This window comes from Kitasatospora sp. NPDC127121, assembly GCF_042677305.1.
Lineage (GTDB): Bacteria > Actinomycetota > Actinomycetes > Streptomycetales > Streptomycetaceae > Kitasatospora.
This window is the reverse complement of record NZ_JBHXTQ010000028.1, coordinates 23,058-36,475: the sequence shown is the minus strand read 5'-3', so window position 1 is coordinate 36,475 and position 13,418 is coordinate 23,058. Positions and strand designations below refer to the sequence as shown.

The window sequence follows — 13,418 nt, the reverse complement described above, 5'->3', positions numbered from 1 at the left end:
TGGCGGCACTCACTGTCATCATGATCCGTGATATCAGCGGATAGAATGGCCAGGTGTTCGATCCGGTGCAGTTGAGGTCCTTCCTCGCGGTGGCCCAGACCGGCGGCTTCACCCGGGCCGCCCAGCGGCTGGGGCTGCGGCAGTCGACGGTCAGCCAGCACGTGCGGCGGCTGGAGACGGCCGCCGACCGGCAGCTCTTCCTGCGCGACACCCACTCCGTGCACCTCACCAGCGAGGGCGAGGCCATGCTCGGCTTCGCCCGGACGATCCTGGAGGCGCACGAGCAGGCGCTCGGCTACTTCGCGCAGACGCAGGTGCGCGGGCGGGTGCGGTTCGGCGCCTCGGAGGACTTCGTCCACACCGAGCTGCCGCAGATCCTGCGGAGCTTCCGGCGGAGCAACCCCCAGGTCGACCTCGAACTCACCGTCGGCCTCAGCGCCGTGCTCTACGAGCAACTGGCCGACGGACGGCTCGACCTGGTGCTCGGCAAACGCCCGCCCGGCGGTGGCTCGCAGGGCCAACTGGTGTGGCAGGACAAGCTGGTGTGGATCGCGGCGGAGGACTTCCGGACGGACCCGGCCGAGCCGCTGCCGCTGATCGTCTACCCGCCGCCCAGCTTCACCCGGGTCCGCGCCCTGGAGGTCTGCGAGCGCGACGGGCGGCCCTGGCGGATCGCCTGCACCAGCACCAGCCTCTCCGGGGTCCGGGCCGCCGCGCTGGCCGGCCTCGGGGTGGTGCCGCACGCCCGCAGCCTGATCCCGTCGGGCCTGCGGGTGCTGCCCGACCAGCCGGGCCTGCCCAACCTCGGTACCACCGAGTTCGCCCTCACCACGGGGCGCACCACGGCGCGCGGCCCGGCCCGGGTGCTGGCCCAGGCGGTCCTCGCGGACGCGTTCCGCCTGCAACGCGCACCGGAGCGGGCGGAGCCGTGACGGGGGGCGACGGCCGGGGGCTGCCCGGACGCGGGCGAGGCGGCGGACCGACGGGTTCCCACGATCGATGGTGACAGGAAGTCAAGGGCGGTGGCCGAAGCCGGACTTCACACCGCTCGGCCGTTGAACCCGACGGTTCTCCGGTCGCGTTACGAAGGCTAGGGCGTGTTTCATCATTCCCGCCGGGCGCGCGACGCCGGGCATCCCGCCTGACCGCACCGGCGAAACGTCCAAGTACGGCCCAGTACGAGGACGCTTCGCCGGCACGCCCAGCCGGGCGCCCACCGCCGCGCGCTGATCCGACGGGAATGATGAAACACGCCCTAGAGCAGCCGGCTGACGCGGACAGGGAAAGGTCGGGAAAGATGCGATTTGGCGACATGCTGCACGGACACCGGAAGCACCGGGGCCTGACCCAGCAGCAACTGGCCGATCTCGCCACGCTGAGTGTTCGCGCGGTGCGCAATCTGGAGCGGGGCGGGGCGCTGCGGCCCCGGCGGGAGACGGTGCGGCTGCTCGTGGACGTGCTGCGGCTGGACGCCGACCAGCGGGCGCAGTTCGAGTCGGCGGCTTTCCCCGAGGCGCCGGGCGGGGCGCCCCGTGATCGCGGCCCCGGCTTGCGGGTGCCCGGGGCGCGCGTTTGAGTGGGAAGGTACCGGCGGAATCGGGGGCGAGGAGGCGCCATGTCGCACCACAAGTCCAACAAGGACGTCGAAGGCGACCCGGACACCGGGCACGGGCGCGGTCTGCCCCGGCGGCCCGACGAGGAGGAGCTCGACGAGCGTACGGAGGAGGACCGCGAGGAGGTGGGCCTGCCCCCGGAGCCGGATCCGGAGGACACGCCCTGAGGCGTGTCCGACTCGCCCTAGGGTCCGGGGCTACTGCCGAGCCCGGTCGGAGCCGGGCTGCGGGCCGGTGGGGTCGCCGGACTCCCCGGTCCTGGTCGGCCGGGTGTGGACCTTGGCGACGCAGGCCGGGAGGGCGGCGGCGTGGCCGTGCTCCCGGGCCCGGTACGCGCTGGGGGTCTCGCCGACCAACTGGGTGAACCGCGAGCTGAACGAGCCCAGCGAGGTGCAGCCGACCGCCATGCAGACCTCCGTCACGCTCAGGTCGCCGCGTCGCAGCAGCGCCTTGGCCCGCTCGATCCGGCGGGTCATGAGGTAGCCGTACGGGGTCTCGCCGAAGGCGGCGCGGAAGCTGCGGGAGAAGTGGCCCGGCGACATCAGCGCGGTGTGTGCCAGCGCCGATACGTCCAGTGGCTGGGCGTAGTCGCGGTCCATCCGGTCGCGGGCCCGCCGCAGTCGGACGAGGTCGGGTAGGGGGACTCGGGACACCTGGGGCACGTCTGCCACGCTACCCGCCCGGTCCGACAGGGTCGCGCGCCGGCGTGCTCCGGCCGATGCCCCGGGCCGCCTCGCCCCGGCCCGCCCCGCCCCACCCGCTCCCGCACCCCCGTCCCTGCGTCCTGGGCTGTCCCCGCGCCCCACCGTCTTGTTCGGACGAAATCCGGCTGAAGGTGCTGTTTTCGAGCATGGCGGCCGGTATCGGACGAACGGGTCCGGATTCGAACTGGTGGTGGAGTAGGTGTGGCGCTCTTGTCACGCGTGCACATGAAGTTTCGTCAATTCCCTTGCGGAGAGCTAAGATTGCCGATCTGCTGATGACTCCTGATCAGCCCGGGTGTGATAACCCGTCGATGATGAGAGCGGGACATTGGGAAGAACGAGGCAGCGAACGAGGTGCGTCGCGCAGGTCGCGGCGCTGACGATGGGATTGTCCGCTGCGGCGCTGGTGACGGCGCCGGCGGCCTTTCCACAGCCCGGCGACGGGACGGTGACCGTCCGGGTGATCCGGGCGGTGGACACCAGCGGAGTGTGGACACCGGCCCTGGAGCCAGGGCTCGCGGGCGTGAAAGTGACGCTCACGGATGACGCCGGGCTGGCGATCGAGGGGGTGACGGCGGCCGACGGGACGGTCACCCTGGCCCCGGCGGCGGCCAAGCCGTCCGGGGGCAAGTACCGGGTGCAGGTGGTGAATCCGAAGCCCGGGGTGCTGTTCCCGGCGTTCGCCTCCCGGCAGGGGCTGGACGGCGCGCCGACCCAGCTGAGCAGCAACGAGGAGTTCGTCGACCTCTCGGGTGGCAAGAACGTGGCGTACACCACCGGGCTCTGGAACCCCGGTGACTACTGCCAGAAGAACGCCCCGCTGGTCACGGCCTGCCAGCCGATGGACCGCGAGGGCGGGGCCCAGCGCACGCTGGTCTCCTTCCCGTACAGCGCGCGCGGCCAGGACGGCGAGGGCGTGACCGCCACGAACCTCGCCACCAACGCCGATACCGGCACGCTGTACGGCATCGCCTGGAACAAGGCCGACCGGCGGCTGTTCTCCTCGGCGGTGGCCAAGCGCACCACCGACTACGGTCCGGGCGGTGCCGGCGCGATCTACGTCACCGACATCGCGCAGAAGAAGACGACGCTGTTCACCACCGTCCCGAACGCGGGCTCGACGGCCCACGGCGGCGGCACCGACGACGCCTTCCTCGACACACCGGGCAAGGAGAGCCTCGGCGGCATCAAGATCACCGACGACGGCAAGGACCTGTTCGTCGTCAACCTCAACGACCGCAAGCTCTACCGCTACAACGCCACCGTGGCGGCCGCCGGGAGCCCGACGGCCTCCTACCCGATCCCCGACCCGGGCTGCCCGGCGGCGGGGGACTGGCGTCCGTTCGGCCTCGGCCTCCAGGACGGCACCGGCTACCTCGGCGGAGTGTGCTCCGGCGAGTCCACCGGCAAGCTCACCGACCTGCGCGCGGTGGTCCTGCCCTTCGACCTCGCCACCGGCGTGTTCGCCAAGCCGGTGCTGGACCAACCGCTGGACTACCCGCGCCAGTCCACCGTCGGCTCGGGCCCGTGCGACGGTGCGAGCTGGTTCCCGTGGACGAGCACCTACCCGACCACGCAGAACGGCCGCCCGTGCGGCAACTACACCATCGCCCAACCCGAACCCGAGCTGGGCGAGATCACGTTCGAGACCGACGGCTCGATGCTGCTGGCCTTCCGCGACCGCTTCGGCGACCGCGCGCCGGGCTCCCCGGCGCCGGGCTCCGTCGCCGTCGTCATGTCCGGCGGTGACCTGAACAAGGCCTGCCGGGCGAACGGCACGTACGTGATGGACACCAACAACGGCTGCGGGCTCGCTCCCCGGGGCACCCGGTTCTTCGACACGACCTGGGGCGGCCACCGCAACACGGCGTTCGCCGGAATGGCGCTCTCCAAGGTCGAGAGCACCGTCGCCGTCTCCGCCTTCGACCCCAACCACACCGCCCTCGGGTACGGCACGTCGTTCCTCCAGCGGGCGAACGGCCAGCAGGACCCGCAGTTCGGCTTCCGGCTCAACCCGGCCGGGGTGATCGCGCCGTTCGGCAAGGGCGCCTCGATGGGCGACCTGGAGGTGCTCTGCGACCAGGCGCCGCTGCAGATCGGCAACCGGGTCTGGTACGACCCCGAGCGCAAGGGCATCCAGAACCCGGGCCAGCGCCCCGTCGAGGGCGCGACCGTCCACCTCTACGACGAGTCGGGCAAGCTGGTCGGCACGACGAAGACGACGAAGCGCGGAGAGTACTACTTCGACGACTCGAACGTCACCGGCGGCCTCAAGCCGAGGACCAAGTACACGATCCGGCTCGACAACCCGGCGGACTACGCCAAGGGCGGGCCGCTCTACCAGTGGGTGCCCACCGACGCGGACGTCGGCGACAACCACTTCATCGATTCCAAGGGCCTGGTGCCGCCCGGCACGAAGTTCCCCGAACGGGCGCTGACCACCGGCGGGCCGGGCGAGAACGACCACACCTTCGACTTCGGGTTCCGGCAGCAGGAGGGCGCGCTGCGCCTGGTCAAGCACGACCAGGACGGCAAGCCGCTGGCGGGGGCGAAGTTCCAGCTGTGGCACGACACCAACGGCACCGACGGGTTGCAGACCGGCGGTGACAAGCCCGACACGGCGGTGGGCGGGCCCTGCACGACCGGCGCCGACGGCCTCTGCCAGGGCGCCGGGGTGCCGGGGACGTACTACTGGCAGGAGCTCAGCCCGCCCGACGGCTACGCGGCTCCGGACACCACCGTGTTCGGTCCGCTGGCGCTGACCTCCGACAACCTCGCGGACGGTGTCTCGGTGACGGCGGTCAACAAGCTGCTGCCCACCCCGACGCCGACCCCGACGCCGACCAACTCGTCGAGCCCGCCGAGCCCGTCGAGTTCGCCGAGCGCGCCGGAGCCGACCACGCCGCCGGGGCCGACGGAGTCGCCGAGCCCGTCGACGGTGAACCCGCTGCCCCCGCCCGGGGGACAGCTGCCCAACACCGGGGCCAACGCCCTGGTGCCGCTGGGGATCGTCGGCGGCGCGGTGCTGGTGGCGTCCGGCGGTGCGCTGGTCTTCGTCGCCCGTAAGCGCAGGGCGCGGCACCAGTAGGAAGCGGTGAGGAGGGGCGGGCCCGTGGCGCGAGTCATGCCACGGGCCCGCCCGCCGCTCGTTCGCACGACAGTGACGACAAGTACGACGGTCACGACCAGTACGACGGTGCTGACCAGGAGGAGGGCTGCCAGATGGCCCGTAGGAAGATCGGGAAGAGGGCGCGGCTGGGCCTGCTCGTCGGGGTGGTCGGCGCGGTGGTGGTCGCCGGGGCCACGGCCCTCGGGGTGACGGCCTGGGGCGAACCGGAGGAACGGGCGGTGACCATGGACGAGGCGTCCCGGCTGGCGCTGTCCCGGCTGACGCTGTACCAGGCCAGCCCGGCGGCGGTGGCGCTCACCGCGGCGGAGGGCGGCGGCGTGCAGATCCGGGTGGAGGGGGTGGTGGACTACCGCACCCGCCGTGGGGTGGGCCGCTACCAGGTCTCCGGGGCCTCGGGCCAGCTCGACCACGGCCTGATCATCTGGGACGGCGACGGCCTCGGGCTGGCCCCGGAGCCGGCCGGCTCCGGCCCCGCCTGGGAGCAGGCCGAGCACGTCCCCCGCTCCGGTTGGTCGCCGCGCTCCTACACGGCGGACCCGCTGGACGCCGGGCTCGGCCTGCTGGTCCGCCTCGGCGCCGACCGGCCGGACAACCCGCTGCTGCTCGCCCAGTCCGGGGCGCGCCTGCTCGGCCGGGACCGCATCGACGGCCGCGACTACGACCGCTTCTCCGGCCCGCGCGCCCAGGGCGCCGCCCCGGACGGCGGGCCGTCGCCGCTCACCTACTGGGTCGACGGCGACGGCTCGCTGCGCCGGGTCACCATGCGGATGCCCGGCCTGGGCACCCCGACGACCGTCGACCTCACCGGGCGGCAGGACGGCGTGCGGATGCCGGAGGCGCCGTGGGCCGCGGGGTGAGGCCCCGGGGCCGTTAGGGCCGCCGGGGCTGCGGCTCACCGGGGCCCGGGCTCACCGGGGTTGCGGCACGGCGGCGGCGTCCGTGGGCAGGGCGTAGCGGTCCGGGTCGACGGGCCCCGGCAGGTCCGTCGCCGGCCGGCCCGGCGCCGACGGGTCGGGCAGGGAGGGCTGCGCGGCCGGGGCCTGCACCTGGTGGAACGGCACGCCGGGCGGCGCCATGACGGTGGCGGGCCGCCCGCCGGGGAGCGGGCTGCGGCCCTGCGCCCCGCACGCCGCCTGGCCCTCCAACTGGTCCGGGCTCTGGGTGTCGGGCGTGTTGCCGGTGAAGCAGTTGCCGGGGTCGGTGGAGGCCAGTACGAGGTCGACGCCGTTGCCCGTGGCGCGGTTGCCCTCGACGCGGTTGCCGCTCGCCGGGTGTCCGGGCGGGTCGGTGACGATGATCCCGGCGGCGCGGTTCCCCTGGACGAGGTTGCGCAGCACCTGGTTCGCGGTGCCGCCGCCGATCCCGAGGCCGATGCCGAAGCCGCCGTCCGCCTGCTCCGGGGTGTCGGCGGCGTTGTTGTCGGTGATCACGTTTCCGGCGATCACCGCGCCGTGCTGCGGGGCGAGGGACTCCAGGTCGTTGGAGTTCACCGTCACGCCGACCCGGTTGCCGACCACCCGGTTGCCGAGGATGCTGAGCCCGTCGGAGGCGTTGGTCAGCTCGATGCCGACCGCGTTGCGCTCCACGGTGTTGCCGTGCACGAGGGTGTCGCAGGGCTTGCACTGGCCGACGTAGATCCCGGAGTCGGCCTGCCCGGAGGCGTAGGAGTCCTCGATCACGCCGCCGCGCGCGTCGAAGGCGTAGATGCCGTACAGGCCGTTGTCGTACGCCGTCACCCGGGAGGCCCGGAAGCCCTGGACGGGCGGGAAGCGGTTGGTGTCCAGCGGGTCGTACGCGGAGCCGCCGGCGCCGTGCCGTTGCAGGTGCTCGTCGGTGACGCCGGTGAACAGGACGCCGTTGGCGAGGTAGCCGTGCACGGTGAGGTTCTCCACCACCGAGCCGGCGCCGGTGACGGTGATGCCGTTGACGAGGCGCACCCCGCCGTTGAGGACGACGGTGTTGCGGTCCGTCCCGCGCAGGACGATGCGCGGCTTGGTGATCCGGACGCTCTCCGGGTACACGCCCGGGTGGACCAGCACGGTTTCGCCCTCGCGCGCGACGTCCACGGCCTGCTGCACGGTGGGGAAGTCCTCCGGGACCTGGATGACCGTACCGGCCGGATGGCGGGCCTCGTCGGAGGAGGAGCCCGATGCCGCGCAGCCGGCCAGCGCCAGGGTGGTGGCGAGCAGCGCCGCGGACAGCCGTCGCAGGGGTCTCGTGGCACGTGCAGGTGAGGGCCGCCGAGTGAAATGACGCATCATCAGGATTTGCATGAGAGGTGTTCTATCGTCTCCAATGTCGCCCATGCATGCCGAAACCGGAAAAGTGCGGAAACAGACGGAAGCCGCCGGACCCGGTGTCGAGCGGAGGGCGCTGCTCGCGGCCGGGGCGGTGCTCGCCGCCGGACTCGGCGCCGGCGTCCAGGCGTTGGCGCACGGCGGCCACGACGGCTCCGCGCAGCAGCACCCGGCGGCCCCGCCGCCCGACCCGGCGCCCCTCTTCCACGGCCCCCGCCAGGCCGGCGTGACCACACCCCCGCAAGCCGCCACCCAGCTGCTGGCCTTCGACCTCGCACCCGCGACCACCGCCGGCGGCCGGGACGCCCTGCGCGGCCTGCTCGCGGACCTCACCCGGCTGCTGGCCGCCGCGACCGCCGGGACGTCGCCGGACCTGCGGCTCCAGGGCGCCGAACCGGCCCGGCTCACCAGCCTGGTGGGCGTCGGCCCCGACCTCGCCGCCCGGCTCGGCCTGAACGTCCCGACCGCGCTCGCCGACCTGCCGGCCTTCGCCGGCGACCGCCTCGACCCGGCGCGCGGCGGCGGCGACGTCCTCCTCCAACTCTGCGGCGCCGACCGCTGGACGCTGACCGTCGTCGCCGAACTCGCCACCACCGCCGCCCGCGCCGCCGGGGCCACGCCCCGCTGGACCCAGTCCGGCTTCCTGCCCGCCACCGCCCCGGGAAGCACCGCCCGCAACCTGTTCGGCTTCAAGGACGGCACCGCCAACCCCGACGAGCCGACCGCCCGGCAGTGGGTCTGGGGCCCGGCGGGTGCGCACGAGAACGGCACCGTCCTGGTCTACCGGCGGATCCGGATGGACGTCGCCGCCTTCGCGGCCCTCCCCGCGGACCGGCGCGACCTGGCCATCGGCCGCCGCGCGGGCGACGGCGCCCCGCTCACCGGCAGCGCCGAACACGACGAACCGGACGTCTACGCCAAGAACCCGGACGGCTCCTACGTCATCCCCGCCACCGCCCACGTCCGGCTCAGCAGCCCCCGCCTCGACGGCGGCGCGCGCATGCTCCGCCGCGGCTACAGCTACGACGACGGCCCGGACGACCGCGGCCTGCTCTTCTGCGCCTTCATGCGTGACTCCGCCCAGTTCACCCGCGTCCAGACCCGCCTCGCCACCCGCGACGCCCTCAACCCGTTCGTCCAGCACCAGGCCTCCGCCGTCGCCTACGTCCTGCCCGGCGCCCCCGAGGGCGCCACGCTGGGCGAGCAGCTCTGGGGTTGAGGACGGTTCGCCCGCGACGGCCCGGGGGTCGACGCGGGCTGCTCGCTGCGGGCGGCCCGGCGCCCCCGGCTACCAGGTGACCGGCAGCTGGGCGGGGCTGCGGGTGGTGGTGCCGAGTTGCCAGGTGAGCCGGTCGACGGGGGTGGTGAGGCGCAGGCCCGGGAGGGCGGTGGCGAGGCGGCGGAGGGATTCGCGCATTTCCAGGCGCATCCGCCAGGCGCCGAGGCAGTAGTGGGGGCCCGCGCTGAAGGCGAGGGTCGGGGCGGGCAGGGGGTGGTCGAGGCCGGCGTCGAGGCCGTCGGGGAAGACGGCGGCGTCGCGGTTGGCGCTGCCGAGGCTGACGGCGAGGACGGCGCCGGCGGGGATGTGGACGCCGCCGAGGTCGACCGGTTCGGTGGCGCGCCGGGTGGTGGCCTCGTCGTCGCCGAGCGGGATGAAGTGCAGGAGGCGTTCGGTGACGCGTTCGGTGGTGTCGGGATCGGCGAGGCGGGGCCAGTCCTCGGGGCGTTCGCCGAGCAGGTAGACGAGGGCGTTGCCGAGGGCGCCGGTGACGCTCTCGTTGCCGCTGGCGGTGAGCCCGCAGACCAGGTAGACGAGTGATTCCTCGGGGACGCCGCCGTCCTGGTCGGCGGCCTGGACGAGGCGGCTGACCAGGTCCTCGCCGGGGTGGTGGCGCCGGCGGGCGATCAACTCGCCGGTGTAGGCGGCGTATTCGGCGAGCGCCTCGGCCGGGTCCAGGGCGCCGTCGGCCGCGTCGCCGCCGTCGGCCGGGGTGCCGTCGGCGAGGATCGCCCTGGTCCAGCGGCGGAGCCGTTGCTCGTCGAGGTGGTCCGGGCCGTCGCCGTCGAGCCCCATCAGGCGGCTGGTGACGGCGAAGGGCACCGGCCGGGTGAAGGCGGTGACCAGGTCGGCGGGGGTGCCGCCGGCCGCGAGGGCGTCGACGGCCTGCTGGACGCCCTCCGCGACCCAGGGCTGCCAGCCGGCGATGGCGCGTGCGGTGAAGGCCCGTTGGACGGTGCTGCGCAGTCGGCGGTGTTCCGGCCCGTCCTGGTTGAACATCGACGCCGGGTTGCTGGAGACGTCGGCGCCGCCGCCGGGGGTGCCGACGGTGGCCAGGTCGCCGCGGGTGAAGCGGGGGTCGGTGAGGGTCTGGCGGACGTCGTGGTAGCGGGTGACCAGCCAGGCGGGGGTGCCGTCGGGGAGGGTGGTGGGGTGGGGCGGCTGGGCGGGGGTGACGGGGAGTCGGTGCAACGGGGGGAGGGCGGGTGCGGCGGTGGACATGGGTCCCTTCGGGGTCGGCGGTCCGGCGCGGGATGAGAATCCAACTGTCGTATTTACGTAGATCGTTGGATTCCGCTGCTGCTTGTCCCGTTGGTCCCGATGGTAGCGATTTCACCTCCTCCGGTCAGGGTTTCACCGGGGCCTGTCCGGCGCGCATCCCGCCGGGCGCATCCCGCCGGGCATACCCCCACCCCGTAAGTCGAATGCCCCCGACGGTCCTGCCGTCGGGGGCGTTCGGCTGGTGCGACCTAGCCGAGGCGGCCGACCAGGTCGTAGCCGGCCTCGTCGATGGCGGCGGCGACGGCCTCGTCGGCGAGCGGCAGGGTGCTGTCGACGGTGACCTCGCCGGTGGCGAGGTCCACGGCGACGTCGGTGATGCCGTCGATCTTCCGCAGTTCGGCGGTCACCGAGGTGACGCAGTGGCCGCAGGTCATGCCCTTGACCTGGAAGACGGCCCGCCCGGCGGTTCCGGTGGCGGGGGCCCCGGTGGCGCCGGTGTCGCAGGAGCCGCAGCAGGAGGCGGCGGTCTCGGTGGCGGTCCCGGTGGCGGGGGACTCGACGGTGACGGTGGTCTCGGACATGGGGGTGCTCCTGTCATCAGTGCCCGGCGCCGGCCGCAGGTGCGGTCGGCCGCTTCGCCTGGAGAACGTACCATACCCCCCAGGGGTAACTGAGGGCGTCGCTCGCGATGGCCGTGAAACGGACTCGACCGATCGTCAACTGATCCTTGTGGCAATCTCGTTGCGCCCTTCCGGCAGGGTGGAAGCGGCCGCCCGCATCCCGGCGGCCGGCCCCGGCAGGCGGCCGACCCCCATCACCCGAGGTGACACCCCATGGACCACACCACCCGACCCGGAGCGCGCGGCCCGCGCGGACTGCGCGAGATCCTGGCGGCCGGCGAGCGGACGTACTCCTTCGAGTTCTTCCCCGCCAAGGACGACGCCGGTGAGCGCTCCTTGTGGGCCGCGATCCGGCGGGTGGAGGCGGTCGCGCCGACCTTCGTCTCCGTCACCTACGGCGCCGGCGGCTCCTCGCGCGACCGCACCATCGAGACCACCGAGCGGATCGCCGCCCAGACCACGCTGCGGCCGGTGGCCCACCTGACCGCCGTCGGCCACTCCACCGCCGAGCTCCAGGCCGTCCTGCGGCGCTACGCGGACGTCGGGATCCGCGACGTCCTCGCCCTGCGCGGCGACCCGCCCGGCAACCCGAACGGCGTCTGGGAGCCGCACCCCCGGGGCCTGCGGCACGCCGCCGAACTGGTCGAACTGGTCAAGGGCTGCGGCGCGTTCACGGTCGGGGTGGCGGCCTTCCCGGAGCGCCACCCGCGCTCGGCGGACTGGGCGGACGACATCCGGTACTTCGTCGCCAAGTGCCGGGCGGGCGCCGACTACGCCGTCACCCAGATGTTCTTCGACGTCGAGCACTACCTGCGGCTGCGCGACCGGCTCGCCGAGGCCGGCTGCGACACCCCGGTCATCCCGGAGATCATGCCGGCCACCGACGTCCGCCAGATCGCCCGCTTCGCCGAACTCAGCGGCGCCTCCTTCCCGGCGGGCCTGGCCGCACGGCTGGAGGCGGCCCGCGGCGACCGGCCGACCGCTCACCGCATCGGCGTCGACCACGCCACCCGGATGGCCGAGCGCCTGCTCCGCGAGGGTGCGCCCGGCCTGCACTTCATCACGCTGAACCGCTCCACCGCCGCCCTGGAGATCCACCGCAACCTCGGGCTGGACCGGGCGGCGCAGCCGTCGGCCCCGCTGGCGGCGGCCTGACGGAGGTCTGACAGGGGTCCGGCGGGGGAGCGGCCGGGCCCCCGGCGAGGTGCGAGGGGTGATACCCGGTACGGGTATATGGTGCTCGGCGCTGGCGAACCCGGGGCACCAGGGAAGGCGGACCCACCATGCACGCGATCCTGCACGCGCTGTCCATCGCCGGATCGATGACCTGGGAGATCGCCTGGGCGCTGATCCTCGGCTTCCTGCTCTCCGCCGTCGTCCAGGCCGTCGTCCGCAAGTCCACCGTCGTCCGGCTGCTCGGCGACGACCGCCCCCGCACCCTCGGCGTCGCCGCCCTCCTCGGCGCGGCCTCCTCCTCCTGCTCGTACGCGGCCGTGGCCCTCGCCCGCTCGCTGTTCCGCAAGGGCGCGGACTTCACCGCCGCGATGGCCTTCGAGATCGCCTCGACCAACCTGGTCGTCGAACTCGGCGTCATCCTGGCCCTGTTGCTCGGCTGGCAGTTCACGGCGGCCGAGTTCGTCGGCGGGCCGGTGATGATCCTCGTCCTCGCCCTGCTCTTCCGGCTGCTGCTGCGCGACCGGCTGCTGCGTGAGGCCCGCGCCCAGGCCGAACGCGGCCTGGCCGGCTCGATGGAGGGCCACGCGGCGATGGACATGTCCGTCGCCGGGGAGGGCTCCTTTGCCCGGCGGCTGCTGTCCCGGCAGGGCGTCACGGCCGTGTCGCACGTGTTCGTGATGGAGTGGGCGGCGATCCTCAAGGACCTCGTCCTCGGGCTGCTCATCGCCGGTGCCATCGCCGCCTGGGTGCCGGACTCCTTCTGGCAGGCGTTCTTCTTCGCCGACCACCCGCTCGCCGGCCGGCTGTGGGGTCCGCTGGTCGGCCCGCTGGTGGCGATGGCGTCCTTCGTCTGCTCGATCGGCAACGTGCCGCTCGCGGTGGTGCTGTGGAAGGGCGGGATCAGCTTCGGCGGGGTCGTCGCGTTCATCTTCGCGGACCTGCTGATCCTGCCGATCCTCAACATCTACCGGAAGTACTACGGGCGTCGGACGGCCCTGTTCCTGCTCGGCACCTTCTACGCGGCCATGGTGGCGGCCGGCTACACCGTCGAGTTCCTCTTCGGCGCGCTCGGCCTGGTCCCCGACCAGCGCGAGGCCGAGATCCCGATGGCGGGCATCGAGTGGAACTACACCACCTGGCTGAACATCGCCTTCCTGCTCCTCGCCGCCGCCCTGCTCGTCCGCTTCCTGCGTACCGGCGGCCGCGCCATGCTCCGGATGATGGGCGGCGAGCCCGCGGCCGGGGACGGGCACCGGCACGACCGGCACTGACGTCCGGCGGTGGATACCTCCCGGGGGTTTCGGGCGGGCGGATCGCCGACCCGGAAGATACCTGCTGGGGGTATCCGCTTGTTCTGGGTACCCCCAGGGGGTATAAA

12 protein-coding genes are annotated in these 13,418 nt (G+C 73.6%); 8 read left to right on the top strand and 4 right to left on the bottom strand.

The features are described 5' to 3' along the window. Positions 1-53 precede the first annotated feature (53 nt). The 3 genes from ACFVHI_RS16455 (at position 54) to ACFVHI_RS16445 (ending at position 1,780) form a co-directional block, all read left to right on the top strand. Entirely contained in the window at positions 54-932 is an 879-nt protein-coding gene (locus tag ACFVHI_RS16455; protein WP_380339755.1) for a LysR substrate-binding domain-containing protein, read from the top strand. A 365-nt stretch (positions 933-1,297) separates the two neighbouring features. Further along, positions 1,298-1,576, top strand: a complete 279-nt coding sequence (locus ACFVHI_RS16450; RefSeq protein WP_079136201.1) for a helix-turn-helix domain-containing protein — start codon at positions 1,298-1,300, stop codon at positions 1,574-1,576. 39 nt (positions 1,577-1,615) lie between these two features. After that, positions 1,616-1,780 carry a hypothetical protein gene (locus ACFVHI_RS16445; RefSeq protein WP_167745848.1) on the top strand — a complete coding sequence of 55 codons (165 nt, stop codon included), beginning with the start codon at positions 1,616-1,618 and terminating at the stop codon, positions 1,778-1,780. Between the two features lie 30 nt (positions 1,781-1,810). Here the strand turns inward: ACFVHI_RS16445 and ACFVHI_RS16440 are convergent, their stop codons facing one another. Beyond that, the gene (locus ACFVHI_RS16440) at positions 1,811-2,212 is read right to left on the bottom strand and encodes a helix-turn-helix transcriptional regulator (protein ID WP_380339869.1); all 402 of its coding nucleotides are present in this window, start codon (positions 2,210-2,212) and stop codon (positions 1,811-1,813) included. Positions 2,213-2,699: 487 nt separating this feature from the next. Here ACFVHI_RS16440 and ACFVHI_RS16435 point away from each other — a divergent pair, with 487 nt between their 5' ends. Both ACFVHI_RS16435 and ACFVHI_RS16430 read left to right on the top strand, forming a co-directional pair. After that, complete coding sequence (locus ACFVHI_RS16435) at positions 2,700-5,405, top strand: SdrD B-like domain-containing protein (protein WP_380339753.1); 2,706 nt, start codon at positions 2,700-2,702, stop codon at positions 5,403-5,405. Between the two features lie 134 nt (positions 5,406-5,539). Then, entirely contained in the window at positions 5,540-6,304 is a 765-nt protein-coding gene (locus ACFVHI_RS16430) for a hypothetical protein (RefSeq protein WP_063346597.1), read from the top strand. Positions 6,305-6,355: 51 nt separating this feature from the next. Here the strand turns inward: ACFVHI_RS16430 and ACFVHI_RS16425 are convergent, their stop codons facing one another. Then, positions 6,356-7,720, bottom strand: a complete 1,365-nt coding sequence (locus ACFVHI_RS16425; RefSeq protein ID WP_380339750.1) for a nitrous oxide reductase family maturation protein NosD — start codon at positions 7,718-7,720, stop codon at positions 6,356-6,358. 31 nt (positions 7,721-7,751) lie between these two features. On the opposite strand from ACFVHI_RS16425, the gene ACFVHI_RS16420 reads away from it, so the two are divergent. Then, the gene (locus tag ACFVHI_RS16420) at positions 7,752-8,963 is read left to right on the top strand and encodes a Dyp-type peroxidase (RefSeq protein WP_380339747.1); all 1,212 of its coding nucleotides are present in this window, start codon (positions 7,752-7,754) and stop codon (positions 8,961-8,963) included. Positions 8,964-9,032: 69 nt separating this feature from the next. Here the strand turns inward: ACFVHI_RS16420 and ACFVHI_RS16415 are convergent, their stop codons facing one another. Next, a complete protein-coding gene (locus ACFVHI_RS16415; protein ID WP_380339745.1) occupies positions 9,033-10,244 on the bottom strand; it encodes a cytochrome P450 in 1,212 nt (403 codons plus the stop codon). 248 nt (positions 10,245-10,492) lie between these two features. Continuing rightward, on the bottom strand, positions 10,493-10,825 hold the full coding sequence (locus ACFVHI_RS16410; protein WP_380339742.1) for a heavy-metal-associated domain-containing protein: 333 nt from the start codon (positions 10,823-10,825) through the stop codon (positions 10,493-10,495). A 252-nt stretch (positions 10,826-11,077) separates the two neighbouring features. Here ACFVHI_RS16410 and metF point away from each other — a divergent pair, with 252 nt between their 5' ends. Together metF and ACFVHI_RS16400 are read left to right on the top strand one after the other, a co-directional pair. Continuing rightward, positions 11,078-12,019, top strand: a complete 942-nt coding sequence (gene metF, locus ACFVHI_RS16405) for a methylenetetrahydrofolate reductase [NAD(P)H] (RefSeq protein WP_380339740.1) — start codon at positions 11,078-11,080, stop codon at positions 12,017-12,019. Between the two features lie 128 nt (positions 12,020-12,147). Continuing rightward, positions 12,148-13,311 (top strand): permease, encoded by a 1,164-nt coding sequence (locus tag ACFVHI_RS16400; protein WP_063346594.1) that lies wholly within the window; start codon positions 12,148-12,150, stop codon positions 13,309-13,311. Positions 13,312-13,418 lie beyond the last annotated feature (107 nt).

Bases quoted from the DNA above. Each gene is read 5' to 3' on its own strand.
- ACFVHI_RS16450 (WP_079136201.1), top strand. From the start codon at position 1,298: ATGCGATTTGGCGACATGCTGCACGGACACCGGAAGCACCGGGGCCTG.
- ACFVHI_RS16445 (WP_167745848.1), top strand. From the start codon at position 1,616: ATGTCGCACCACAAGTCCAACAAGGACGTCGAAGGCGACCCGGACACC.
- ACFVHI_RS16440 (WP_380339869.1), bottom strand. From the start codon at position 2,212: ATGGACCGCGACTACGCCCAGCCACTGGACGTATCGGCGCTGGCACAC.
- ACFVHI_RS16435 (WP_380339753.1), top strand. From the start codon at position 2,700: ATGGGATTGTCCGCTGCGGCGCTGGTGACGGCGCCGGCGGCCTTTCCA.
- ACFVHI_RS16430 (WP_063346597.1), top strand. From the start codon at position 5,540: ATGGCCCGTAGGAAGATCGGGAAGAGGGCGCGGCTGGGCCTGCTCGTC.
- ACFVHI_RS16425 (WP_380339750.1), bottom strand. From the start codon at position 7,720: ATGCAAATCCTGATGATGCGTCATTTCACTCGGCGGCCCTCACCTGCA.
- ACFVHI_RS16420 (WP_380339747.1), top strand. From the start codon at position 7,752: ATGCATGCCGAAACCGGAAAAGTGCGGAAACAGACGGAAGCCGCCGGA.
- ACFVHI_RS16415 (WP_380339745.1), bottom strand. From the start codon at position 10,244: ATGTCCACCGCCGCACCCGCCCTCCCCCCGTTGCACCGACTCCCCGTC.
- ACFVHI_RS16410 (WP_380339742.1), bottom strand. From the start codon at position 10,825: ATGTCCGAGACCACCGTCACCGTCGAGTCCCCCGCCACCGGGACCGCC.
- metF (WP_380339740.1), top strand. From the start codon at position 11,078: ATGGACCACACCACCCGACCCGGAGCGCGCGGCCCGCGCGGACTGCGC.
- ACFVHI_RS16400 (WP_063346594.1), top strand. From the start codon at position 12,148: ATGCACGCGATCCTGCACGCGCTGTCCATCGCCGGATCGATGACCTGG.